The 23,493-nt window shown below is 64.3% G+C and carries 20 protein-coding genes; 10 read left to right on the top strand and 10 right to left on the bottom strand.

The genetic code is table 11. The features are described from left to right. Nucleotides 1-66 precede the first annotated feature (66 nt). Complete coding sequence (locus C2L66_RS10985) at nucleotides 67-675, bottom strand: META domain-containing protein (protein WP_060600147.1); 609 nt, start codon at nucleotides 673-675, stop codon at nucleotides 67-69. Between the two features lie 366 nt (nucleotides 676-1,041). Between C2L66_RS10985 and purT the strand changes: the two genes are divergently transcribed. The 6 genes from purT to C2L66_RS10950 all read left to right on the top strand — a co-directional run bounded on the left by purT (nucleotide 1,042) and on the right by C2L66_RS10950 (nucleotide 8,307). Further along, complete coding sequence (purT, locus tag C2L66_RS10980; RefSeq protein ID WP_054929999.1) at nucleotides 1,042-2,256, top strand: formate-dependent phosphoribosylglycinamide formyltransferase; 1,215 nt, start codon at nucleotides 1,042-1,044, stop codon at nucleotides 2,254-2,256. 112 nt (nucleotides 2,257-2,368) lie between these two features. Next, nucleotides 2,369-2,533, top strand: coding sequence for a DUF6726 family protein (locus C2L66_RS10975; RefSeq protein WP_318248436.1), 165 nt, complete (start codon nucleotides 2,369-2,371; stop codon nucleotides 2,531-2,533). A gap of 62 nt (nucleotides 2,534-2,595) precedes the next feature. Next, the gene (locus C2L66_RS10970; RefSeq protein ID WP_054930000.1) at nucleotides 2,596-2,967 is read left to right on the top strand and encodes an MliC family protein; all 372 of its coding nucleotides are present in this window, start codon (nucleotides 2,596-2,598) and stop codon (nucleotides 2,965-2,967) included. Between the two features lie 242 nt (nucleotides 2,968-3,209). Then, nucleotides 3,210-4,862: an acetolactate synthase large subunit gene (locus C2L66_RS10965; RefSeq protein WP_054930001.1), complete on the top strand. Its 1,653-nt coding sequence runs from the start codon at nucleotides 3,210-3,212 to the stop codon at nucleotides 4,860-4,862. A gap of 101 nt (nucleotides 4,863-4,963) precedes the next feature. Continuing rightward, a complete protein-coding gene (locus C2L66_RS10960; RefSeq protein WP_060602554.1) occupies nucleotides 4,964-6,400 on the top strand; it encodes an aldehyde dehydrogenase family protein in 1,437 nt (478 codons plus the stop codon). Between the two features lie 449 nt (nucleotides 6,401-6,849). Then, nucleotides 6,850-8,307, top strand: a complete 1,458-nt coding sequence (locus C2L66_RS10950; protein ID WP_060600149.1) for a DEAD/DEAH box helicase — start codon at nucleotides 6,850-6,852, stop codon at nucleotides 8,305-8,307. A 104-nt stretch (nucleotides 8,308-8,411) separates the two neighbouring features. On the opposite strand, the gene gluQRS is transcribed toward C2L66_RS10950, so the two are convergent. Then, entirely contained in the window at nucleotides 8,412-9,305 is an 894-nt protein-coding gene (gene gluQRS, locus C2L66_RS10945) for a tRNA glutamyl-Q(34) synthetase GluQRS (RefSeq protein ID WP_060600151.1), read from the bottom strand. A gap of 83 nt (nucleotides 9,306-9,388) precedes the next feature. Beyond that, on the bottom strand, nucleotides 9,389-10,264 hold the full coding sequence (locus C2L66_RS10940; protein WP_054930039.1) for a sulfurtransferase: 876 nt from the start codon (nucleotides 10,262-10,264) through the stop codon (nucleotides 9,389-9,391). 284 nt (nucleotides 10,265-10,548) lie between these two features. Here C2L66_RS10940 and dnaE point away from each other — a divergent pair, with 284 nt between their 5' ends. Next, on the top strand, nucleotides 10,549-14,118 hold the full coding sequence (dnaE, locus tag C2L66_RS10935; protein WP_060600153.1) for a DNA polymerase III subunit alpha: 3,570 nt from the start codon (nucleotides 10,549-10,551) through the stop codon (nucleotides 14,116-14,118). A 69-nt stretch (nucleotides 14,119-14,187) separates the two neighbouring features. Here dnaE and C2L66_RS10930 read toward each other — a convergent pair whose 3' ends face one another. Beyond that, on the bottom strand, nucleotides 14,188-14,955 hold the full coding sequence (locus C2L66_RS10930; protein ID WP_054930005.1) for a glycosyltransferase family 2 protein: 768 nt from the start codon (nucleotides 14,953-14,955) through the stop codon (nucleotides 14,188-14,190). A gap of 319 nt (nucleotides 14,956-15,274) precedes the next feature. Here C2L66_RS10930 and msbA point away from each other — a divergent pair, with 319 nt between their 5' ends. From msbA to C2L66_RS10915, 3 genes are all read left to right on the top strand, one after another. Then, complete coding sequence (gene msbA / locus C2L66_RS10925) at nucleotides 15,275-17,068, top strand: lipid A export permease/ATP-binding protein MsbA (protein ID WP_060600155.1); 1,794 nt, start codon at nucleotides 15,275-15,277, stop codon at nucleotides 17,066-17,068. Nucleotides 17,069-17,176: 108 nt separating this feature from the next. Next, the gene (locus C2L66_RS10920) at nucleotides 17,177-18,151 is read left to right on the top strand and encodes a glycosyltransferase family 4 protein (RefSeq protein WP_224100311.1); all 975 of its coding nucleotides are present in this window, start codon (nucleotides 17,177-17,179) and stop codon (nucleotides 18,149-18,151) included. Nucleotides 18,152-18,424: 273 nt separating this feature from the next. After that, nucleotides 18,425-19,699: an O-antigen ligase family protein gene (locus tag C2L66_RS10915; protein ID WP_054930007.1), complete on the top strand. Its 1,275-nt coding sequence runs from the start codon at nucleotides 18,425-18,427 to the stop codon at nucleotides 19,697-19,699. A gap of 17 nt (nucleotides 19,700-19,716) precedes the next feature. On the opposite strand, the gene C2L66_RS10910 is transcribed toward C2L66_RS10915, so the two are convergent. From C2L66_RS10910 to rlmH, 6 genes are all read right to left on the bottom strand, one after another. Continuing rightward, nucleotides 19,717-20,013: a hypothetical protein gene (locus tag C2L66_RS10910; RefSeq protein ID WP_054930008.1), complete on the bottom strand. Its 297-nt coding sequence runs from the start codon at nucleotides 20,011-20,013 to the stop codon at nucleotides 19,717-19,719. Nucleotides 20,014-20,143: 130 nt separating this feature from the next. Beyond that, the gene (locus tag C2L66_RS41220; protein ID WP_167352343.1) at nucleotides 20,144-20,314 is read right to left on the bottom strand and encodes a hypothetical protein; all 171 of its coding nucleotides are present in this window, start codon (nucleotides 20,312-20,314) and stop codon (nucleotides 20,144-20,146) included. 163 nt (nucleotides 20,315-20,477) lie between these two features. Further along, complete coding sequence (locus C2L66_RS10905; RefSeq protein WP_054930009.1) at nucleotides 20,478-20,666, bottom strand: hypothetical protein; 189 nt, start codon at nucleotides 20,664-20,666, stop codon at nucleotides 20,478-20,480. A 75-nt stretch (nucleotides 20,667-20,741) separates the two neighbouring features. Then, a complete protein-coding gene (gene rng, locus C2L66_RS10900; RefSeq protein ID WP_060600157.1) occupies nucleotides 20,742-22,211 on the bottom strand; it encodes a ribonuclease G in 1,470 nt (489 codons plus the stop codon). 9 nt (nucleotides 22,212-22,220) lie between these two features. Beyond that, complete coding sequence (locus tag C2L66_RS10895) at nucleotides 22,221-22,847, bottom strand: Maf family protein (RefSeq protein WP_054930011.1); 627 nt, start codon at nucleotides 22,845-22,847, stop codon at nucleotides 22,221-22,223. A 159-nt stretch (nucleotides 22,848-23,006) separates the two neighbouring features. Next, nucleotides 23,007-23,477 (bottom strand): 23S rRNA (pseudouridine(1915)-N(3))-methyltransferase RlmH, encoded by a 471-nt coding sequence (rlmH, locus tag C2L66_RS10890; RefSeq protein ID WP_007583432.1) that lies wholly within the window; start codon nucleotides 23,475-23,477, stop codon nucleotides 23,007-23,009. Nucleotides 23,478-23,493 lie beyond the last annotated feature (16 nt).

Genomic DNA, 23,493 nt, shown 5'->3' with positions numbered 1-23,493 from the left:
TATCCGCGAGCGAATGCCGCGCGGCGCGCGGCGTCCCGATACAGTTGACGTTCGCCGGCCACGCGGTCATTGACCGCGCCGCGCGAACACGAGCGTGTCGCCGTTGTCGAGGATCAGCTCAAGTTGTTGCGGCTTGCGCATGTCGACGCCCGAGCGCTCGACATGCGCAAGCGCGGCGAGATACGCGCCTTCGATCTTGCCGCCCGGCGTCGCGCATGCCATGCGCGTGCCCGCGAGCGGCCCGAAGCTCAGCTTGCCGTCCTTCAGCATGTACGTGCCCGTATAGCGGTTGCAGCCGGAGAAGCCGCTGGCGCGGCGCTGGCCTGTTTGCGTCGACAGTTGGAGCGTGATGGGTTCGCCGCTCGCGCCGTCCGGCACTTCGCGCGTGCTGCCCGACGTGAGCTTCCAGCCGCTGAGTTGCCATTCGGTGTTGTCGAGCAGTTGCGTGGCCGCGGGGTTGAACGGATCGGGCGGCGGGGCTTCCGTGTCGGGATGTTTCGGCATCGAGCAGGCGGCGACGAGCAGGGACAGTGACGCGGCCATCGACACGACGGCCAGCGCATGACCCGCGCGCCGGCGCAGCGACACGCGCGCAGCCGTGTCAGGTGCATGCGACGATGCGTCGGGGGTGGCGCTCGAGCGTGCGTCGCGTTGCGTGGCAGACGTGGGCTGCATATCGTCGTTCCTCTCTAAACTGGCGAAGGCGTAAGGGTATCGCACTACGCTTGCCGCATGCGAGCGCAAACGCGGGTGAACAAAAGGTATAGGCGGTAAGGCGGGTACAGGCGGCATCGGCAAAAACGCAGGGTTGCCGCGACCACGCCGTTCGCCCCGCGGTTGCAGTCCGTTGCGCAACGGTTTCACCGGCATGGCTCGCCGCCGCCCCAGCCGCCTGACAGCACGCCCGGCAAGGTCGCCCGCGACGCGCTCCCCACACGGGTTATCGGCACGCGGCGGGCGCAGCCGCAGGGGCCGCGCATGTTAACATCGGCGCAGTCATTCATTCCACCCGCTTTTTGTCACAAATTCTCTGGAGCTTCCATGATGATCGGCCAACGCATCGGCACACCTCTTTCGACCTCGGCTACGCGCGTCATGCTGCTCGGCGCGGGCGAACTGGGCAAGGAAGTGATCATCGCGTTGCAACGGCTCGGCGTCGAAGTGATCGCGGTCGACCGCTACGCGAACGCGCCGGGGCATCAGGTCGCGCACCGTTCGCACGTGATCGACATGACTGACGCGAAGGCGTTGCGCGCGCTCGTCGAAAAAGAGCGCCCGCATCTGATCGTGCCGGAAATCGAGGCCATCGCCACCGACGCACTGGCCGCCATCGAAACGGAAGGCGTCGCCGAAGTGATCCCGACCGCGCGCGCGACGCAACTGACCATGAACCGCGAAGGCATCCGCCGCCTCGCCGCCGAGGAACTCGGCCTGCCCACGTCGCCGTACGCGTTTGCCGATTCGATCGACGAACTGAAGGCGGGCATCGCGAAGGTCGGTTATCCGTGCGTCGTGAAGCCGGTCATGTCGTCGTCAGGCAAAGGGCAGTCCGTTCTGCGCAGCGACTCCGATGTCGAACCGGCATGGCAATACGCGATGGCGGGCGGGCGCGTGAATCACGGGCGCGTGATCGTCGAAGGGTTCATCAACTTCGAATACGAGATCACGCAGCTGACCGTGCGCGCGATCGATTCCGCCACGCAGCAGACGGCCACCAGTTTCTGCGAGCCGATCGGCCACGTGCAGGTTGCGGGCGACTACGTCGAATCGTGGCAACCGCAGCCGATGAGCCCGCGCGCGCTCGAACGCTCGCGCGACATCGCCGACAAGGTGACGACGTCGCTCGGCGGCCGGGGCCTGTTCGGCGTGGAACTTTTCGTGCGCGGCGATGACGTATGGTTCTCGGAGGTCAGCCCGCGTCCGCACGACACCGGGCTCGTGACGCTCGCGTCGCAGCGTTTCTCCGAGTTCGAGTTGCACGCGCGCGCCATTCTCGGCTTGCCGGTTGATACGACCTTGCGCGCGCCGGGCGCGTCGGCCGTGATCTACGGCGGGTTGGACGAAACGGGCATCGCCTTCGAAGGCGTCGCGCAGGCGCTCGCCGTGCCGGGCGCGGACCTGCGCCTGTTCGGCAAGCCCGAGAGCTTCGTCAAGCGCCGCATGGGCGTGGCGCTCGCAACGGGCAGCGATATCGGCGAAGCGCTGCAGCGCGCCAAGCAGGCGGCTGCCGCTGTCAAGCCGGTGTCGGCGAAGTGAGAGAACGGATGGCGATTCGCACGTCGCCGCTCGAGGCGGGTAGATCGCGGGGCGGACCAGGAGCGGAGTGCGTGTGAAAGCTAGACAGTCAGGCAGCAAGGTCGCGCGGCGTATCGCGTCGCTGGCAGCGTCGATTGGGTTGATGGCCGCGTTGAGCGGCTGCGGGCTGGCCGCTGCGCCGTGCCGCATCGCCTCGGCGGGACTCAAGATCGTTCCCGTGGTCGGCCACGTGGCCGCCGCGCCGACCGACGCATGCGCCGACGTGATCGATCCATGAGCCGCAAACTTCGGCCGGGTCGCGTAGTCATAACAAAAGAGCGTCACGAAGCGAGGCATTCAATGAGCAGACGGTGGGTTGCATCGGTGGGCGTGCTGGCGTTCGTCGCGGCGTCGGGCGTGGCCCGCGCCGCCGGGTTGTCGCCGTTGCCCGATATCCGCACTTCGCACCGCGTGATCCAGAAGTACACCTGCGCGACGGGGCGCATCCTGCAAGTCACCTATCTGAACGCAACCAACGGTCAGAGCTTCGCGGTGCTGCCGGTGAAAGGCCGGCAGATGCTGTTCGTCAACGTGCTGTCCGGCTCCGGCGCGAAGTATCAGGCGGGTAGCTACACGTGGTGGACCAAGGGCCCGCAGGCCACCCTCTATGACGCGATGCAGGGCGAGGACGCGCCGCCGTTGCTGTCCGACTGCGTGACGATCGTCCGCTGATTTTTTTGCCGTTTCGCAGTTCCAGTCTCTCTCGCTGGTCACGCGGCTCGCCGCGCATCCCCACCGCCTGCGCGTGAAGCAACACGTTTTCGCCTCCGGTAGTAAGCTGTGTGCCACGCACAGGCCGCGCCCCGTCTCGATGCATCGGCGCGGCTGTCATCGTCTCCGATCATCCTTGTCCGCGTGCCGCTGCATACGTCGCAGCGGCCCGGTCTGCGTTCGTTCGTCAAGCGAGACTCCCCATGAAAGCATCGGATCTGTTCGTCAAATCGCTGGAGGCTGAAGGCGTCGAGTACGTGTTCGGCATTCCCGGCGAAGAAAATCTCGATCTCCTCGAATCGCTGCGCCGCTCCAGAATCAAGCTCGTGCTGACCCGCCATGAACAGGCAGCGGGCTTCATGGCCGCGACCTACGGCCGTCTGACGGGACGCACGGGCGTGTGTCTCGCGACCCTCGGGCCCGGCGCGACCAACTTCGTGACGGCCGCCGCGTATGCGCAGCTCGGCGCCATGCCGATGCTGATGGTCACCGGCCAGAAGCCGATCAAATCGAGCAAGCAGGGTCATTTCCAGATCGTCGACGTGGTGCGGATGATGGAGCCCCTCACCAAGTACACGCGGCAGATCGTGTCGGTTGCCAACATTCCCGCGTCGGTTCGCGAGGCGTTCCGTCAGGCCGAGGAAGAGCGGCCCGGCGCGACCCATCTCGAACTGCCCGAAGACGTCGCGCATGAAGAGGGTGACGGCAAGCCGATTCCAAAGAGCTACAGCCGGCGTCCCGTTGCCGAGGAAAAGGCGGTTGCGCACGCGGTGAAGGCGATCGTCGAGGCGAAGCATCCGCTGCTGATGATCGGCGCGGGCGGCAACCGCAAGACCACGCGCAAGATGCTGCGCGAATTCGTCGACCAGATCGGCATCCCGTTCTTCACGACGCAAATGGGCAAGGGCGTGATCGACGAATCGCATCCGCTGTGGCTCGGCAACGCGACGCTGTCGGACGGCGACTTCGTGCACCGCGCGATCGATCACGCCGACTGCATCATCAACGTCGGTCACGACGTGATCGAAAAGCCGCCGTTCTTCATGCGCGGCGCCGACGCGGGCGAGAGGACCGTGATCCACGTCAACTTTCTCGGCGCGGAAGTGGACACCGTGTACTTCCCGCAGATCGAAGTGGTCGGCGATATCGCCAACGCTGTCTGGCAGTTGAAAGAAGCGCTGCAAGGCAAGGGCGAGCATTGGGATTTCGCGCGTTTCAAGGAGATCAAGGAGCATTTCGAAGCGCATCTTGCGAAGGGCCAGCACGACGACCGCTTTCCGATGTACCCGGTGCGCGTCGTCCATGACGTGTACGAGACGATGCCCGTCGACGGCATCATCTGTCTCGACAATGGCATGTACAAGATCTGGTTCGCGCGCTATTACCGTGCGCACGAGCCGAACTCGCTGCTGCTCGACAACGCGCTCGCGTCGATGGGCGCGGGGCTGCCGTCGGCGATCGCGACCAAGATCGTTCATCCCGAGCGCAAGGTGATGGCCGTGTGCGGCGACGGCGGCTTCATGATGAACTCGCAGGAACTGGAGACGGCCGTGCGGATGAAGCTCGATCTTGTCGTGCTGATCGTGCGCGACGACGCGTTCGGCATGATCCGCTGGAAGCAGGAGAACATGAACTTTCCGGACTACGGAATGACGCTGAGCAACCCCGACTTCGTCGATTACGCGAAGAGCTATGGCGCGCAGGGGCATCGCGTCGCGTCGGCGGCGGAACTCGCGCCGCTCGTGCGTGAATGCTTCGCGACGCCGGGTGTGCATGTGATCGACGTGCCGATCGATTACTCCGATAACGAGCGCGTGCTCAACCGCGAGATCAAGCGGCTTTCGGCGCAGCTTTGAGCATCGCGCCGTCTTCGTCGGCGCGCGGCGCGGCCGCTGCGGAATGGTCCTTGCTGCCCGTGTTCGCTGCGCAAGCCGATTGCAATCAAGGAGAACGAGTCATGTTGCAGAAGAGCTACCCGTACTACCTCGCCAACGTCGCGGTCGCCGCGAACACCGATCTCGAAGTCACCGACAAGTTCAGCGGCGAAGTGGCGACGCGCGTGGCGCTCGCCGACGCGCAGGCCATCGACCGGGCGATCGGCCTCGCCGCCGACTCGATGCCCGCGATGCGCGCGATCCCGCCGTTCAAGCGTCAGGCCGTGCTCGAACATTGCGTGAAACGCTTTCGCGAGCGCTTCGACGAGATGGCGATGGCGCTATGCATCGAAGCGGGCAAGCCGATCAACGATTCGCGCGGCGAGGTCACGCGGCTGATCGATACGTTCAAGGTCGCGGCGGAAGAGTCGGTGCGCATCGACGGCGAAATCGTCAATCTGGAAATCTCGCCGCGCGCCAAGGGCTATCACGCTTATGTGAAGCGGGTACCGATCGGGCCGTGCTCGTTCATCTCGCCATTCAATTTCCCGTTGAATCTGGCCGCGCACAAGGTCGCGCCCGCGCTGGCGGCGGGCGTGCCGTTCGTGCTGAAGCCCGCGAGCCGCACGCCCATCGGCGCGCTGATCATCGGCGAAGTGCTGGCGGAAACCGACCTGCCGAAAGGCGCGTTTTCGGTCTTGCCCGCCCATCGCGACGGCGCCGATCTCTTCACCACCGATGAACGCTTCAAGCTGCTCTCGTTTACCGGCTCGCCCGCCGTCGGCTGGGACCTCAAGGCGAAGGCCGGCAAGAAGAAGGTGATTCTGGAGCTGGGCGGCAACGCCGCCGCGATCGTCGATGGCGACCAGCGTGACAAGCTCGATTACGTGGTGGACCGGCTCGCGTTTGGCGCGTTCTACCAGTCGGGCCAAAGCTGTATCGGCGTGCAGCGGATTCTCGCGCATGCGTCGCTGTACGACGCGCTGCGCGAAAAGCTGATCGCGAAGACGAAGTCGCTGAAGATGGGCGATCCGAAGGACGAAAAGACTTTCGTCGGGCCGATGATTTCGGAGTCGGAGTCGCGGCGCCTCGCGGGCTGGATGGAAAGCGCGGTGAAGGCGGGCGCGCAGATAGTCGCGGGCGGCAAGGTGGACGGCGCAATGTTCGAGGCGACGTTGCTGGAAAACGTCGGGCGCGACACCGATCTGTATCGCAAGGAAGCGTTCGGGCCGGTGGCGATCCTCGAAAAGTTCGACGACTTCAAAACGGCGCTCGCGACCGTCAACGACAGCGACTTCGGCCTGCAGGCGGGCATTTTCACGGATTCGCTCGCGCACGCGCATCAGGCCTGGGATGAACTCGAAGTGGGCGGCGTGGTCATCAACGATGTGCCGTCGTTCCGCGTCGACAATATGCCGTATGGCGGCGTGAAGGACTCGGGGCTTGGGCGCGAAGGCATCCGCTACGCGATCGAGGACATGACGGAGCTGCGGCTGATGGTCATGCGCGAAACGTGGTGAACGGGCCAACGTGAGCCGGGCGGCGTCGGGCGCAGGTCGGCGCGCTGTCACCAGATTGACTCGTTGCCCGTCTACGCTGCCCGCGTCGGCCGTGGTCCGTCCCTGCTTGAAACATGGCGTATTCATGACGGCGCGGGCGCGACAAGCAGAAACTCCGCGCACGCGCCATGGGTATTAGTGCCGAAGTGCTACAATACCGCCCTTTCCGGCGGATGTTTCCGCCGGCCGGAGCCGGCCGCATGCTTGCCGACACTCGCCGACGTTTGCGGCGCGAGTTCGGGCCTTGTGCGGAACGCCGTGGCTCCGCCTTCATCCTGATGTCCTGATGCCCTCCGCGGCCGCGGCCGCTGCAGAAGAAGCTGCAGAAACAATCTGAGCGGACGCCCCCGCGGCCGCCTTTGGCAACGCGCAAGCGGCAAAGCGCAGGCGCATTTTTAGCGAAAGCCACCATGTCCGACACAGCAACCACGCCTACCAACGCGACCTTCGACCAGTTCGGCCTGCATGCCGACATTCTCAAAGCCATCGCGGAACAGGGCTACACGACGCCGACGCCGATCCAGGCCGAGGCGATCCCAGTCGTACTGGGCGGCCGGGACGTGATGGGCGCCGCGCAGACCGGGACGGGCAAGACGGCCGGTTTCTCGCTGCCGATCATCCAGCGTCTGTTGCCGCTCGCCAGCACGAGCGCCTCGCCGGCCCGCCACCCGGTCCGCGCGCTGATCCTCACGCCGACGCGCGAACTCGCCGACCAGGTCGCCGCCAACGTGCAGGCGTACGCCAAACACACGTCGCTGCGCAGCGCTGTCGTGTTCGGCGGCGTCGACATGAATCCGCAATCGGCGGAACTGCGGCGCGGCGTCGAAATCCTGATCGCGACGCCGGGACGCCTGCTCGATCACGTGCAGCAGAAGACAGCCAATCTCGGCCAGGTGCAGATTCTCGTGCTCGACGAAGCCGACCGGATGCTCGACATGGGCTTTCTGCCCGACTTGCAGCGCATCCTGAACCTGCTTCCCGCCGAACGTCAGACGCTGCTGTTCTCGGCGACGTTCTCGCCGGAAATCAAGAAGCTGGCGGCCACGTATCTGCGCAATCCGCAGACGATCGAAGTGGCGCGCAGCAACTCGACGGCCACCAACGTCACGCAGATCGTCTACGAAGTGGCCGAGGGCGACAAGACGGGCGCCGTCGTGAAACTGATCCGCGATCGCGGCCTCAAGCAGGTGATCGTGTTCTGCAACAGCAAGATCGGCGCGAGCCGTCTCGCGCGTCAGCTGGAGCGCGACGGCGTGATTGCCACCGCGATTCACGGCGACCGCACGCAGAGCGAACGGATGCAGGCGCTCGACGCGTTCAAGCGCGGCGAGATCGAGGCGCTGGTTGCAACGGACGTGGCGGCGCGCGGTCTCGATATTGCCGAGTTGCCCGCCGTGATCAACTTCGATCTGCCGTTCAACGCGGAAGACTACGTGCACCGGATCGGCCGGACGGGCCGTGCGGGCGCATCGGGCGATGCGCTGTCGCTGTTCAGCCCGAACGAGCGCAAGCAGCTTGCCGACATCGAGAAGCTGATCAAGCGGCCGCTCGACGTGCAGCGCCTGACCGTCGATACGCCTGTGCGTCATCATCACGACGAGCGCGGCGCGCGACGCGAACGCGACGATCGCGGCAGCCGCCGCCGTACGACGGGCGCGCACGAGCGTCCGGCGCACGGGACGCACCATCGTCAGCAACCTGTCGACGATTTCTTCCTGAAGCCGTATGAGCCGTCGCCTTCTGCGGTCTCGGCTGCCGCGAAGCGCGACGAAGCACCCGCTGCGCCGCAGAAGCCTGCGTCGAAGCAGCCGCTCGCCGCGCTGCTGGGCGGCTTCGGCATGCCGCGCAAGACGACGCCCTCGAACTGATGTCGTGCCGCTGTTCGCGTGCTTGCGCGAATAGCGATGATCTCAAACGGAAACGGCGCCTTTGCAGGCGCCGTTTCCGTTTTGTGGCCAGTGTGATGGACGCGTCAGCGTTTGACGCGCTCCGACCAGGCGGCGATCGCTTCCGCGTAGAACGAATCCAGCGACTTCGCTGTTTGTGTCAGCTTCAGGCCGAGATGCAGCGCTGCGTCGGTCAACGCAACGAGCGGGTCGGTCGCGCTCAGCGGCAATGCGCCCGTCTGCTTGCTGAGTTTTTCGCCGTCGGCATTCGTCACGACGGGGACATGCAGATAAGAGGGCGTCGGCAGGCCCAGACAATGTTGCAGGTAGATCTGCCGCGCGGTGGAGTCGAGCAGGTCCGCGCCGCGGACGATGTGCGTGATGCGTTGATCCGCGTCGTCGACCACCACGGCCAGTTGATAGGCCCATTGATCGTCCGCGCGGCGCAGGACGAAATCGCCGACTTCGGTGGCGAGATTCTGGGTTTGCCGGCCTTGCCAGCCGTCGTCGAAGGTCACGATGGCGGCGTCGCCGTCCGGCACCCGCAGGCGCCATGCACGCGCGGGCTTGCCGTTCAGGCCGTTGCGGCAGGTGCCTGGATAGGCGAGGGTCGTATGCCGCGCGTGCGCGCGTACGAGCGAATCGGCGATTTCCTTGCGTGTGCAGCCGCACGGATAGACGAGGCCCGTGGCTTGCAGGCGCTCGAACGCGTGCTGGTAGAGCGGCATGCGCCGGCTTTGCCAGACGGGCGGCTCGTCGGCCACCATGCCGAAGCGGGCGAGGGTATCGAGGATATCTTCCGCCGCGCCGGGAACGGTGCGCGGGCCGTCGATGTCCTCGACGCGCACGAGCCACGCGCCGCGATGCGCGCGGGCGTCGAGCCAGCTTGCCAGCGCGCTGACCAGCGAGCCGAAGTGCAGCGGGCCTGTCGGCGACGGCGCGAAACGGCCGCGATAGGGTGCTTCGGTAACGGTCGTCATGCGAGGGTGTGGCGAGCGGCAGCGGCGCCGCCTATGCGCAACGGGTTCATGCGAGTAACGATGACGCGATGCGAGCGCCGCGATTACGCCGCGTGCGCCGCACCGACCTGCCGCTGCGCTTCCGGATGGCAGGATGCGCAGGTCTTGCCCGGCACGTAGAACGGCGACTTCTGGTCTTCCGGCGTGACGACGGCGCGGCAGCCGAAGCATTGGGTGGTCGCTGTCGGCTGAAGGTTCGGGTCGAGCGCGGTGCGATAGTCGAACACGAAACATTCGCCGTTGTAGTGCGCGCCGCCCACTTCCTCGAAATACTTCAGGATGCCGCCTTCGAGCTGATAGACATTGTCAATGCCGACTTCCTTCATGTGGATGGCTGCCTTCTCGCAGCGGATGCCGCCCGTGCAGAACGACACGACCGTCTTGCCTTCGAGGTCCGCGCGGTTCTGCTCGATCACTTCGGGGAACTCGCTGAATTTCGTGATCCGATAGTCGAGCGCGTTATCGAACGTGCCGACATCGACTTCAAATGCGTTACGCGTGTCGAGCATCACGACAGGGCGCCCCGCGTCGTCGTGGCCGCGGTCGAGCCATGCCTTCAGCGTGCGGGCGTCGACGGCCGGCGCGCGGCCCAGTTCCGGCTGGATAGCCGGTTTTTTCATCGTGATGATTTCGCGCTTGAGCTTGACGAGCATACGGCGAAACGGCTGTTTCTCGGACAGGCTTTCCTTGAATTGCAGTTCGGCGAACTTGCCTTCGAACAGCGGGTCGTGGCGAACGTAGTTGATGAATTCGCGTACTTGCGGAATGTTACCGGCGATAAACAGGTTGATGCCCTCCGGCGCGAGCAGGATGGTGCCGCGCAGGCCGAGTTCGTTGCAGCGCGCGGTGACGAGCGGCCGCCATTCGACGGTTTTGTCGAGCGTCACGAACTGGTAGGACGAAAGATTCAGGATATTCATGCTGGTCCAGCGACAAAGCGCCGTGCGCGGCGCGCGCATCAAGGGCTGGCGCAGCACGCGTACGGCAGAAAAATGGATTCGAACGCGTATTATCCCTCATCCTGGCAGTCGGTCCGCAATCCGCCGGACAGCATATTGACCTGCGTCGAAATAGCCGCACGGCCGACCCGCGCAAGCGCTCACGGCCATTGACAAAGGCCGGCGCGCGAGCCCGCCTGGCCGGGTGGCCAACAGGGGCGTTCGGACGCGCTTTGGCCGAAAAATTTCAGGAGGGCGGGGTTACAATGTCGCCCATGTCAGATCCCCGCTTCGTCCATCTCCGCGTTCACTCCGAATTCTCGATTGCCGATGGCATCGTGCGTATCGACGACGTCGTCGCTTCCGCTGCCAAAGACGGTCAGGGCGCGCTCGCGCTCACCGATCTCGGCAATGCATTCGGCCTCGTCCGTTTCTACCAGGAAGCCCGTGGCAAAGGGGTCAAACCCATTGCCGGCTGCGACGTCTGGATCACGAATCCCGACGACCGCGACAAGCCTTCGCGGCTTCTGTTGCTGGTCAAGAACAAGACCGGCTATCTGAATCTTTGCGAACTGCTGTCGAAGGCGTGGCTGACGAACCAGTATCGTGGGCGCGCGGAAGTGGACACCGCGTGGCTCGAAGGCGGGCTCGCCGAAGGGCTGCTCGCGCTGTCGGGTGCGCAGCATGGCGACGTCGGCATGGCGCTCGCGGCGGGCAACGAGGAAGCCGCGAGGCGCAACGCACAGCGCTGGGCGGCGATCTTTCCGAACGGTTTCTATATCGAACTGCAGCGCGGCGGCCAGCCCGGTGCGCAGGCGTATGTGCAGCAGGCGGTCGCGCTCGCGGCGTCGCTGAAGCTGCCCGTGGTCGCCACGCATCCGCTGCAGTTCATGACGCCCGACGACTTCACCGCGCACGAGGCGCGCGTGTGTATTTCGGAAGGCGACATGCTCGCGAATCCGCGTCGCCAGAAGCGCTTCACGACAGACCAGTATTTCCGCACGCAGGCCGAGATGGTGGAGATGTTCGCCGACATTCCGTCGGCGGTGGCCAACACCATCGAAATCGCGAAGCGTTGCAATCTGACGCTCGAACTCGGCAAGCCAAAGCTGCCGCTGTTCCCGACGCCGGACGGCATGTCGCTCGACGACTACCTGGTGCAACTGTCGAAAGAAGGGCTGGAAAAGCGTCTGGAGCAACTGTTCCCGGAACAGGATAAACGCGACGCGCAGCGCGAAACGTATTACGCGCGGCTCGACTTCGAATGCGGCACGATCATCAAGATGGGCTTTCCCGGCTACTTCCTGATCGTCGCGGACTTCATCAACTGGGCGAAGAACAACGGCGTGCCCGTGGGGCCCGGCCGGGGCTCGGGCGCGGGCTCGCTGGTCGCCTACGCGCTCGGCATTACCGACCTCGACCCGCTGCGCTACAACCTGCTGTTCGAGCGTTTTCTGAATCCGGAGCGGGTGTCGATGCCCGACTTCGACATCGACTTCTGCCAGCACGGCCGCGATCGTGTGATCCAGTACGTGAAGGAGAAGTACGGCGCGGACGCCGTGTCGCAGATCGCCACCTTCGGCACGATGGCCGCTAAGGCCGCCGTGCGCGATATCGGCCGCGTGCTCGATCTCGGCTACATGTTCACGGACGGGGTCGCGAAGCTGATTCCGTTCAAGCCCGGCAAGCACGTCACCATCGCCGACGCGATGAAGGAAGAGCCGCTCTTGCAGGAGCGCTTCGACAACGAAGACGAAGTGCATCAGCTGCTCGAACTCGCGCAGCGCGTGGAAGGCCTGACGCGTAACGTCGGCATGCACGCGGGCGGCGTGCTGATCGCGCCCGGCAAGCTGACGGATTTCTGTCCGCTCTATACGCAGGGCGATGAAAGCGGCGTCGTGAGCCAGTATGACAAGGACGACGTCGAAGCCGTCGGCCTCGTGAAGTTCGACTTTTTGGGCCTGACCACGCTGACCATTCTCGACTGGGCCGAGCGCTATATTCGCCGTCTCGATCCGTCGAAGGAGAACTGGTCGCTCGCGCAGGTGCCGCTCGACGACCCGGCGTCGTTCTCGATCCTCAAGAAAGCGAACACGGTCGCCGTGTTCCAGCTGGAAAGCCGCGGCATGCAAGGCATGCTGAAGGACGCGCAGCCCGATCGCTTCGAGGACATCATCGCGCTCGTGGCGTTGTACCGTCCGGGCCCGATGGACCTGATTCCGAGCTTCTGTGCGCGTAAGCACGGCCGCGAAACGGTCGAATATCCAGACCCGCGCGTCGAGCCTGTTCTGAAAGAGACCTACGGCATCATGGTCTACCAGGAGCAGGTGATGCAGATGGCGCAGATTATCGGCGGCTATTCGCTGGGTGGCGCCGACCTGCTGCGTCGCGCGATGGGCAAGAAGAAGCCCGAGGAAATGGCGAAGCACCGCGAGATCTTCGCCGAGGGCGCGGCGAAGAACGGCCTGACACGCGAGAAGGCCGACGAGACCTTCGACCTGATGGAGAAGTTCGCGGGCTACGGCTTCAACAAGTCGCACGCGGCTGCCTATGCGCTGCTCGCGTACCACACCGCGTGGCTCAAGGCGCACCATCCCGCCGAATTCATGGCGGCCAATATGTCGCTCGCGATGGACGACACGGACAAGGTCAAGATCCTGTTCGAAGACTGCATCGCGAACAAGATGGCCGTGCTGCCGCCGGACATCAACATGTCCGCATACCGCTTCGAGCCTGTCGCGGAACCCGACGGCAAGCGTTCGCGCACGATCCGCTACGGTCTCGGCGCGATCAAGGGCAGCGGCCAGAACGCGATTGAAGAAATCCTGCGCGCGCGCGAGGAAGGCTTGTTCGTCGATCTGTTCGATTTCTGCAACCGGATCGATCGCCGCATCGTCAATCGCCGCACGATCGAAGCGCTGATTCGCGCAGGCGCGTTCGATTCCTTGCACGAGAACCGCGCGCAACTGATCGCGTCGGTGTCGCTCGCCATGGAAGCCGCGGATCAGGCGAGCGCCAACGCGATGCAGGCGGGCCTGTTCGATATGGGCGACGCACCGTCGCAGGGCCATGAACTGATCGACGAACCCGCGTGGCCGGAAAAGCGCCGTTTGCAGGAAGAGAAGACGGCGCTCGGCTTCTACCTGTCGGGCCATCTGTTCGATGCCTACAAGGACGAAGTGCGCCGCTTCGTGCGTCAGAAGATCGGCGAATTGAAGGAAGGGCGTGACAAACTGGTGGCGGGCGTGATCGTGTCGCTGCGTACGCAGATGACCCAGCGCGGCAAGATGCTGATCGCACTGCTCGACGACGGCACGGGCCAGTGCGAAGTGACCGTCTTCAACGAGCAATTCGAGGCGCACAAGCAGTTGTTCAAGGAAGACGAACTGCTCGTCGTCCAAGGCCAGGCGCGCAATGACGCGTTCACGGGCGGCATCCGCTTTACCGTCGATACGCCGATGGACCTCGGCCGCGCTCGCACGCGTTACGCGCAAGCAGTGAAGGTGCAGATGAACGGCAACGCGAATGCGCTCGTGCTGCGCTCCGTGCTCGAAGCCTATCGCGCGAAGCCGGAAGACGCGGAAGTCGCTGCGCCTCCGCCCGCTGCGCGAGGCGGCGGGCGTGGCGGCTTCGGCGGCAACGGCGATTCGGGCGGGCGCGGGCAGCGGCAATCCGCGCCGATGCCGAACGGCCTTGCCGTGCAGATCGTCTATCGCAGCGACAACGCGGAAGGCGAAGTGCGGCTTGGCGATGCATGGCGCGTGAGGCCGACGGACGAACTGCTGGCCGCATTGCGCAGCGAGTTTTCGGGCAGCGCGATCGAGATCGTGTATTGATGCCGGTGCCGGGCGGCGGGTGTTGATGGTTGTCGATGAATCGAATCCGATTAACCGGACCGCCCGCGCTCAACGACCCGAAGCGCCTTCGCGGCCGAGTTGCGCAAGCTTCAGAAACCGGTAATACACGGTTTCCGCATTGAACATCGCGATCATGAAACCCGCCCGGCCGTCGAGAAATCCACGCCGCAAGAAATAGGTTCGCACGAACGCCCAGGCGCCTCGTGCGACGGCCTTGCCGAAGCTGCCGCGTTGACCTGCCGCATGCCGCTGTTGCGCGCCTGCCGTCGAATACGCGTCGAGCTTGCGCAGCACCGCCTCGAAGTCTTCGTACGAGTGGTGCATCAGCTTGCCTTCCAGCCGCTTCGCGGGCGAATCGAACACGAGCCGCTCGTGCACGAGGTCGTCCGAGAAGCGCGCGGCGCCGCGTTTGAAGAGGCGCGGAATCCAGTCGGGATACCAGCCGCCGTGGCGCACCCAATGTCCGCAGAAGGCGGACAGGCGGTCGACTGCATAGACATCGGCGGCGGGCGCGGCGAGCACGCCCGCAATCGACACGGCCAGTTCCGGCGTGACGATCTCGTCGGCGTCGATCGACAGCACCCAGGCCGTGCCGAGCGCATCCAGCGCGCGGTTCTTCTGCGGGCCGAAGCCGGGCCAGTCGGTGTGTGTCAGCACGCGCGCGCCGTGTGCGCGGGCGATCTCGACGGTGCGGTCGGTGCTGCCGCTGTCGACGACGACGATCTCGTCGGCGAATGCGACGGCGCGCAGGCATTCGTCGAGGCGGAGCGCGGCGTTCTTCGTGATGAGCGCGACGCCGAGTGTGGGTTGTGTCATGCGAATGGATGCCGGGAGAGACGGCGCACGGTCCGCCCCGCCTGCTGCCGGGGTACCGTCGCCCAACGAAAGTTGCGCAAGTATATACACAGCGGCGCACAGCGGGATGGCGGCCGGCGCCAGGCGCCGGCCCGTGGCGAACGGGCGCCTCAGCCCGTTTCGCCCGCACCGCGCCGTGAAAATCTGCAAACGCGTGGATTTCCAATCATTTAGCCGCGTCGGGATGGCATGCCGAACGGTTTACAATGTCGCATTCGCAATCCGCCCCAGGGGCGGCCTACGGGTGCCGTGAAGCGCGCCCGCATTCTCAGAGGAAGTCTTGAGCGCCAAGCCAACGTTAAGCAAGCCCATCGGCTCCCGTGAAGCAACGTCGACTGTCGTCGTCCTGCGCCGGCTGTGGCCGTATGTGAAGCCGCTCATCTGGACCGTTGTCGCCGCCATCCTCACGATGGGCGTCGTCGCCGCCACCGAGGCGGGGATTCCCGCACTGCTCAAGCCGCTGCTCGACCACGGCTTCGGCGCGCACAGCAGCGACAGCGCGAAATGGTTCGTGCCGCTCGCCATCATCGGCCTCGCGCTGTTGCGCGGCGTCACGCAGTACGCGTCGGGCTATCTGCTGTCCTACGTGTCGAACCGCATCCTGCTGGATCTGCGGCTGACCATGTTCAACCGGATGATACACAGCAGTGTTTCGTTCTTTCAGCGCGAGACGGCCAGCACGGTCATCAACGCAATCGTCTTCGAGGTCAACCAGATCCTGAACGTGCTGATCGGCGTGATGGTGACGCTCGTGCGCGATTCGCTGACGGTCGTGTTCCTGCTCGGTTACCTGTTCTACCTGAACTGGCGCCTGACGCTGATCGTCGCGGTGCTGCTGCCGGGCATCGGCTGGCTGGTCGGCAAGATCAACCGCCGGCTGCGTCGCCTGAACCGCGAGCATCAGACGCTCACCAACGAGTTGTCCTATATCGTCGAGGAGACGGTAGGCGGCTACAAGGTCGTCAAGGTGCACAACGGCGAGCGGTACGAGATCGACCGTTTCACGGAAATGAGCAAGCAGCTGCGCGGCTATTCGATGCGCATGACGGTATCGGGCGGCCTCGCGCAGCCGCTGACGCAGTTTCTGGCATCGATCGCGCTCGCGGTCGTGATCACGATTGCCGTCGTGCAGTCGTCGCACGACCAGACTACAGTCGGCGGCTTTGTCGCGTTCGTGACGTCGATGTTGCTGATCATCTCCCCGCTCAAGCATCTGATGGACGTGAATCAGCCGTTGCAACGCGGGATGACGGCGGCCGAACTGATCTTCGGACTGATCGACGAGCCGTCGGAGCCGCCGGGCGGCGGGCGCAAACTCGAGCGTTCGACGGGCGAGGTCGAATTCCGCGACGTGTCGTTCAGGTACGGCGCGAGCGGACCGATGCAGCGGCAGACGCTCGATAGCGTGTCGTTCAAGGTCGCGCCCGGTGAAATGGTCGCGCTGGCCGGCCCATCGGGCAGCGGCAAGACGACGCTCGTGAACCTGCTGCCGCGCTTCTTCGATCCGAGCGGCGGGCAGGTGCTGGTCGACGGCGTCGCGTTGCCGGAGTACGACATTCATGAATTGCGCAGCCAGATCGCGATGGTGAGCCAGGACGTCGTGCTGTTCAACGACACGATCGCGAACAACGTCGCCTACGGGCAGACGGCCGACGCCGAACGCGTGAAGGCGGCCTTGCATGCGGCCAATCTGTGGGACACGGTGGCGGCGATGCCGAACGGCATCGAGACGCTGATCGGCGACAACGGCATGATGCTGTCGGGCGGCCAGCGCCAGCGTCTCGCGATCGCACGCGCGGTGTACAAGGACGCGCCCATCCTGATTCTCGACGAAGCCACGTCTGCGCTCGATTCCGAATCCGAGCGCCACGTGCAGGCCGCGCTCGAAACGCTGATGAAGGGCCGCACGACGCTCGTGATCGCGCACCGGCTGTCGACCATCGAGCGCGCGGACCGCATCCTCGTGCTCGACGCGGGACGCATCGTCGAGCGAGGCAGCCATCGCGAACTGCTCGCGCAGAACGGGCTGTACGCGCATCTGCATCGCATCCAGTTCCAGCAGCATGCGGCGTGACGACCGTGTGACCCCACGATAGAACGCCCGCGCGGCCCTGTGCCGCACGCGGGCGCGCCCGCCGCTGCGATGCGTGCGATGCAGCCGGCGACCACTCAGACAGTTGGCATGATTCACATCTTCAACGGCTTTCACAATCCGAACGGCGGCAGCGAGCAGGAGGCACTGCGCCTGTACGAGCTGCTGCACGGCAGGGGCGACGTGCAGCTCTGGAGCACGTCGTCGCGGACGTCCGAGGAACTGTCGGCGGCCTTTCCGATCCGCCGGCTCGCTCCGCTCAAGGGCAGCGTGCCGCGCGGCGGCACGTATGTGTTCGTCGGCGCCCATTGGCGCAACCGGGCGTGGCCGTATTTCGCGGCCCGCCCCGAGCGGCTCGTGTACGTGTTCAATACGTTTCATCCGAAGCTGCTCGCGCTGACGTCGACGCCGCCGCCGCTGTTGCGCTGGCCCGCGACCGAATTCGTGCTGATTTCCGCGTTTCAGTCCCGGCTGTTGGGCGTGAAGGGCGAGATCCAGCCGTCGCCGATCGATATCGGCCGCTTTGCGCCGCGCGTGCGTGACACTCGCGCGCAACCGGTAATCGGCCGTCTGAGCCGCGATACGGCTGACAAGCATCATCCCGACGACATCGCCGTGTACAGGACCCTTGCTGAGCGCGGCTGCAAGCTGCTGCTGCAAGGCGCGACGACGCTGGCGGCGGCATTGCCGCAAGACGACGCGATCCGTCTGTTGCCCGAGGGCGCGATGGCCGCGCCGGACTTTCTGCACGAGCTCGATATCTTCTACTACCGCACGGGCGAGCACGTCGAGACGTTCGGCCGCGTGGTGCTCGAGGCGATGGCGTGCGGTTTGCCCGTCGTGTGCCACCGGCACGGCGGCTACGCCGATGTTGTGCGGCATGGCGAGAACGGGTATCTGTTCGATACATCCGAAGAAGCGCTGGCGATACTTGCCGAACTCGTTGCGCAGCCGGCGTTGCGCGCGAAGATCGGTGCTGCCGCGCGCCGGACCGTCGAGGAACTGTATTCCCCAGCGGCGCTCGATGCCCGCAGCGCGTTCTATCTGCGCGGCGCCACGCGATGACCTTCCGCGCCTTACGGCCGCTTGCGTGGCGCGCGGGCGTGAAACCAAATCGCATGGCGGCCATGAGATGATGGCGATGGCGTGACCCGTCGACGGGGCCCGGACGCAGGCAGCAGCGGGTAGAAACCGGTAGAAACAGGTAGAAACAGGCAGGATCAGCAGGATCAACAAGATCAACTAAAGGCACCGGCTGAAGAAACCGGGCCATCGACGCAGCGAGCCCTTGGTCCGAGGCTACGCGAGCGCATTTCGTCAATGAGAGTTGAAGCATACATGCAACACGCTACAAGAGATTCGTATCCCCTGATCCTTGCGCGAAGTTTCGCGCTCATCGCGCTGTTTGCCGTGCCGTTGTCGACGGCCGGCGTCAATATCGCGGCGACCCTGTTTGCGGTGTGCGCGCTGCTGTCGCCCGAAGTGTGGCGCAACTGGCGCTCGCTGTTCACCGACCGTGTGTGCGTCGCAGCGCTGCTGCTCGCTGCCGCGCTGACGCTGAGCCTTGCATGGACGACGGCGGACCGCGTGCACGCGCTGGACTTCCTGATGAAGTACCGCAAGCTGATCTATTTGCCGCTGCTGATCCTGACGTTCCGCGATTGCCGCACGACCGCGTGGACGACGGTCGCGAAGTGGGCGCTATTTAGCGCGCTGACGCTTTTGCTGCTGCTGTCATGCTCGAATTACTTCGGCTGGACGTCCATTGGCTCGTGGCATTCGAATACCGATCCGATCCGCAGGGCGTGGGTCTTCAAGGACCATATCGCCGCGGGCATCATGATGGCGCTGCTGTTTTACCTGGCGCTGAGCTTCGCGAAGCAGTCGCGCGCGCGGGCCGCGAAGGTGGCGCTCTACGTCGTCGCGCTGCTGGCCATCGTCAACGTGCTGCTGATGATGCAGGGGCGCACGGGCCAGATCATCGCGATTCTTTTCATCCTGATTTACGTCGTGACGTACTTCACCTCGCTACGCGGCGTGAAGCCGTGGGTCCGGTGGGGGAGCGGCGCCGTGCTGGTGGCCATTGCGGGTAGTCTCGTGTACGCGGCGCTGCATTCGCACGGTTCGCGGCTCGCGGAAACGAACGACGAAATCAGCGCATACGAAACGTCCAACAAGAACACGTCGATGGGCGTACGCATCGTGTTCTACCGGCGCAGCCTTGAATTACTGGCTGAGCGCCCGATCATCGGCCACGGCGTGGGCACGGTGCAGGACGAGTTCGACGCATACGCGCGCAACAACACGGGTGCCGCCGCGGCCACGGCAGGCAATCCGCACAATGAATTTCTGCTGATGGGCGTTCAGTTGGGCGCGGTCGGCATTGCGCTATTCGTGTTTCTGCTCGTGCAGATCGGTCGGACCGCGATCGAATTGCGCGAGCCGGCGCGCACGATCGTGTTCGCTTATCTATTCGCTTTTACGATCGGCTGCTTTGCGAACTCGCTGTTGCTCAACTTTACCGAAGGGAATCTGTTTATCTTCCTCATCGGCATTTTCTTGAGTTGTCGTCGAGGCACGCCTTCGCAGACGGAAGAGCGCCTCGGCAGGTAAGACTGATTCGACCCGGCTCAGACGCCGCTCGTCACCAGCGACAGCACCGACAGATCCGGATGCGTGCCTTCAATAATGCTCTTGCCGACGTGCACGGCTTCATAGGTCGCGTCGTCGAGTGTCTTAAACGATTCTTCTCCATCCGCGTGAAATGTCACCGTGTGGCCGGGCGCTTTCGGGTCGGCGCCAGGATGGCACACGTAGCCGATATACGTGTAGCGTTCGCTACCGTCTTTCAGTGACGGCGCGACGTGAATCTCGAAGCCTTCATAGTCGACTTTTTGCCAGTTCAGGGTTGCGGCTTCGTCGGGCATGATTGCCTCCGTGCGGACGGCGCCGTCGGCGGCCTGACGATGATGGGCGACGTCGACGCTTGCCGTGTGTCGTGCGCCGCGGCGCGCGGCGCGATTCGAGACGAGGTGAAAAGGGATTCAGTGCCGGGATTCAGTGCCGGTGGCGCAGGCGCTCCCACCATCGATGCCCGTCGTAACGGCCCGACATTGCGTCGCGGATGTGATGAAGGTGATGCTCGCGCCGCAATTGATGCGACAGCAGCGTCGCGATGACCGCCAGCACGACGATGCCGACCACGATGCCAACCATTGATTCAGCCATGGCTGCCTCCGTCTATTGCAACTGCATATCGAAAGTCTAGCTGATTTGCCGGAACAGGGCGGACGGCGGATGGCCCGACGCCACGCCCGATCAATCTCTGTAACCTCTACTCGGAAGTGATTGAAATTTCGTATCGCTTCGCGATGCGGGATGCATTGATGAGTCAGTTTTCGTCGTCGGAAAGCAGCGCTTCGAGCCCGAAAAGCCACGCAATGCCGAAGGTCAGCAGGCCCCCCGCCGAGCGCTTCCGTAACGTGCTTTTCTCGTGAGACGCGGGGCGGTAAAGCCCGTCGTAGCAAGGGTTAGGTAGAGCTGTCTGGTCATCGTTGTATTCGTATTGTTCGGAGCGCATGTCGCCTCCCGCGTGCGGTGTGATCCTCTGACAGCAAACGGCGTGCCATCAGAGGTGCGCGGAAGAGGTGGCGAATCACATCAGCACGATGTCGTACTGCTCCTGACTCAGATTCGACTCGACCTGCAATGAAACCGGCTTGCCGATGAAATCAATCAGCATGGCCAGATGTTGGGATTCTTCTTCGAGAAACAGATCGATCACCTGCTGCGACGCGACCACGCGAAACTCGCGCGGATTGAACTGGCGGGACTCACGCAGAATTTCCCGCAGCACGTCATAGCACACGGTACGCGCCGTCTTCACCTGCCCCTTGCCCTGGCAAACAGGGCAAGGCTCGCACAATACATGCGCAAGCGACTCACGCGTACGCTTTCGCGTCATCTCGACGAGCCCGAGCTGCGAGAACCCGTTCACCGTCACGCGGGTGCGGTCGCGTGAAAGTGCCTTCTTGAGTTCGTTGAGCACCTGATCGCGATGCTCGACGTTTTCCATATCGATGAAGTCGATGATGATCACGCCGCCCAGATTGCGCAGCCGCAACTGACGCGCGATGGTATGCGCCGCTTCGAGATTGGTCTTGAAGATCGTGTCGTCGAAATTGCGCGCGCCGACGTAGCCGCCCGTGTTGACATCGATGGTCGTCATCGCTTCCGTCTGGTCGATCACCAGATAGCCGCCCGACTTCAGATCGACACGCCTCGACAACGCGCGCTGGATTTCCGTCTCGATGTTGTACAGATCGAAGAGCGGACGCTCGCCCGTGTAGTGATGGAGCTTCGACGACACCGCAGGCGTGAACTCGGCCGCGAACTCCGCGAGCATCTGATACGTCTCGCGCGAATCCACCTGAATGCGCGTGGTCTCGTCATTGACGAAGTCGCGCAGCACGCGCTGCGCGAGATTCAGGTCCTGATAAAGCAGACTCGTGGGCGGCATGCGCTGCCCTTGCGAGAGTATCGTTGTCCATGTCTTGCGCAGATAGGCGACGTCAGCAGCAAGCTCTTCGCTCGACGAGTCTTCGGCGATGGTGCGTACGATGTAGCCGCCTTTCTCGTCGACGGGCAACACCGATGTCAGACGCGCACGCACGGCTTCGCGCTCGGCTTCGCTTTCGATCTTTTGCGAAATGCCGATATGCGGTTCCTGCGGCAGATAGACGAGCGTGCGCCCGGCGATGCTCACCTGCGTGGACAGCCGCGCGCCTTTCGTGCCGATCGGGTCCTTGACGACCTGGACCATCAGCGTTTGCCCTTCGAAGACGATCTTCTCGATGGGCTGATGCGGCACCTGCTGTTGCGTGTCGCCCGCGAGCCGCGGATGCCAGATATCGGCAACATGTAGAAACGCGGCGCGTTCCAGACCGATATCGATAAACGCGGACTGCATGCCCGGCAGCACCCGCACCACCTTGCCGAGATAGACATTGCCGACGCGCCCGCGTGACAGCGTGCGCTCGACGTGAAGCTCCTGCACTGCGCCCTGCTGGACCAACGCTACGCGCGTCTCCTGTGGCGTAACGTTAATCAGGATTTCTTCGTTCATGGTGTTGTTTTAGAAGTCGATGCTCGCCGCACGTAGAAGAGCAGCGGTTTCAAACAATGGCAAACCCATGATACCTGAATAGGACCCGTCGATATGCTCGATAAACTCCGCTGCGCGCCCCTGAATGCCATACGCGCCCGCCTTGCCGAGCGGCTCGCCGCTTGCTGCGTAACGGCGCAGCGCATCGCTTTGCACTGCAGCAAAGCGCACGCGCGATACCGATAGCGCGGGCGCGAGCAGTTCGCCATCTGCATCGACGACGGCCACGGACGTCAGCACTTCATGATCGCGGCCCGCGAGCCGAGTCAGCATCGCGACGGCGTCGTCGGCATCGATCGGCTTGCCGAGAATCGCGTCGTCGATCGTGACGGTTGTGTCGGCAACGAGGATGGGCGCATTCGCGTGGCCGCCCGCGACCAGCCGCGCGCGCGCCGCATGCGCCTTCGCGACGCACACGCGCATCACGTAGTCGTGCGCGCGCTCGCCGGGCAACTCGGCCTCGAGCGCTTCCGCGTCTTCGTCGGGGCGCGGCAGCAGCAGTTCGAAACGCACGCCCAATTGCGTGAGCAACTCCTGGCGGCGCGGGCTTTGCGACGCGAGATAGACGAACGGAAAGACAGCGGACTGATTGGACATGGATCGGCTTTAAAGAAACGGGAGACGCGGCTCGGCAAAGGCGCAAGCCAACGAAAGCGTTGAGCGTAACAGATGACGCAGACGGTTCAACCTGGCCATTCGGCCAGGTTGTGCAGGGCGAGGGACAGCGGGAAGATGAAGTGTGTTCAGACCCGGAGTTCAGGCCCGATGATACGGATGATTCTGCGTGATGGTCCACGCGCGATACAGTTGTTCGGCAAGCAGCACACGGACCATCGCGTGCGGCAGCGTCAGGCTCGACAGACGCAGCAGCATGTCCGCGCGCGCCTTCAGTTCGGGGTCGAGCCCGTCTGCACCGCCGATCAGAAACGCGACGTCGCGCCCATCCTGTTGCCACGAGGGCAGGGCGTTGGCGAGCTGCATCGTGGTCCAGTCCTTGCCGCGTTCATCGAGCGCGACGATGCGCGCGTTCTTCGGCAACGCGGCTTCGATTTTCTGGCGCTCGGCGGCCATCACGCTTTCGGCCGAGCGGCCAGACGAACGCTGCTCCGGCTTGAGTTCGCGCAATTCGATGCGCAGCTCGGGCGGCATGCGCTTCGCGTACTCGTCGAAGCCCGTGGCGATCCAGTCGGGCATCTTGTGGCCAACCGCGACGATATGCAGTTTCATCGTCAGCCTCGCGCCT

This window comes from Paraburkholderia caribensis, assembly GCF_002902945.1.
In the GTDB taxonomy this organism is placed as follows: domain Bacteria; phylum Pseudomonadota; class Gammaproteobacteria; order Burkholderiales; family Burkholderiaceae; genus Paraburkholderia; species Paraburkholderia caribensis.
This window is presented reverse-complemented; position numbering and strand designations above follow the sequence as displayed.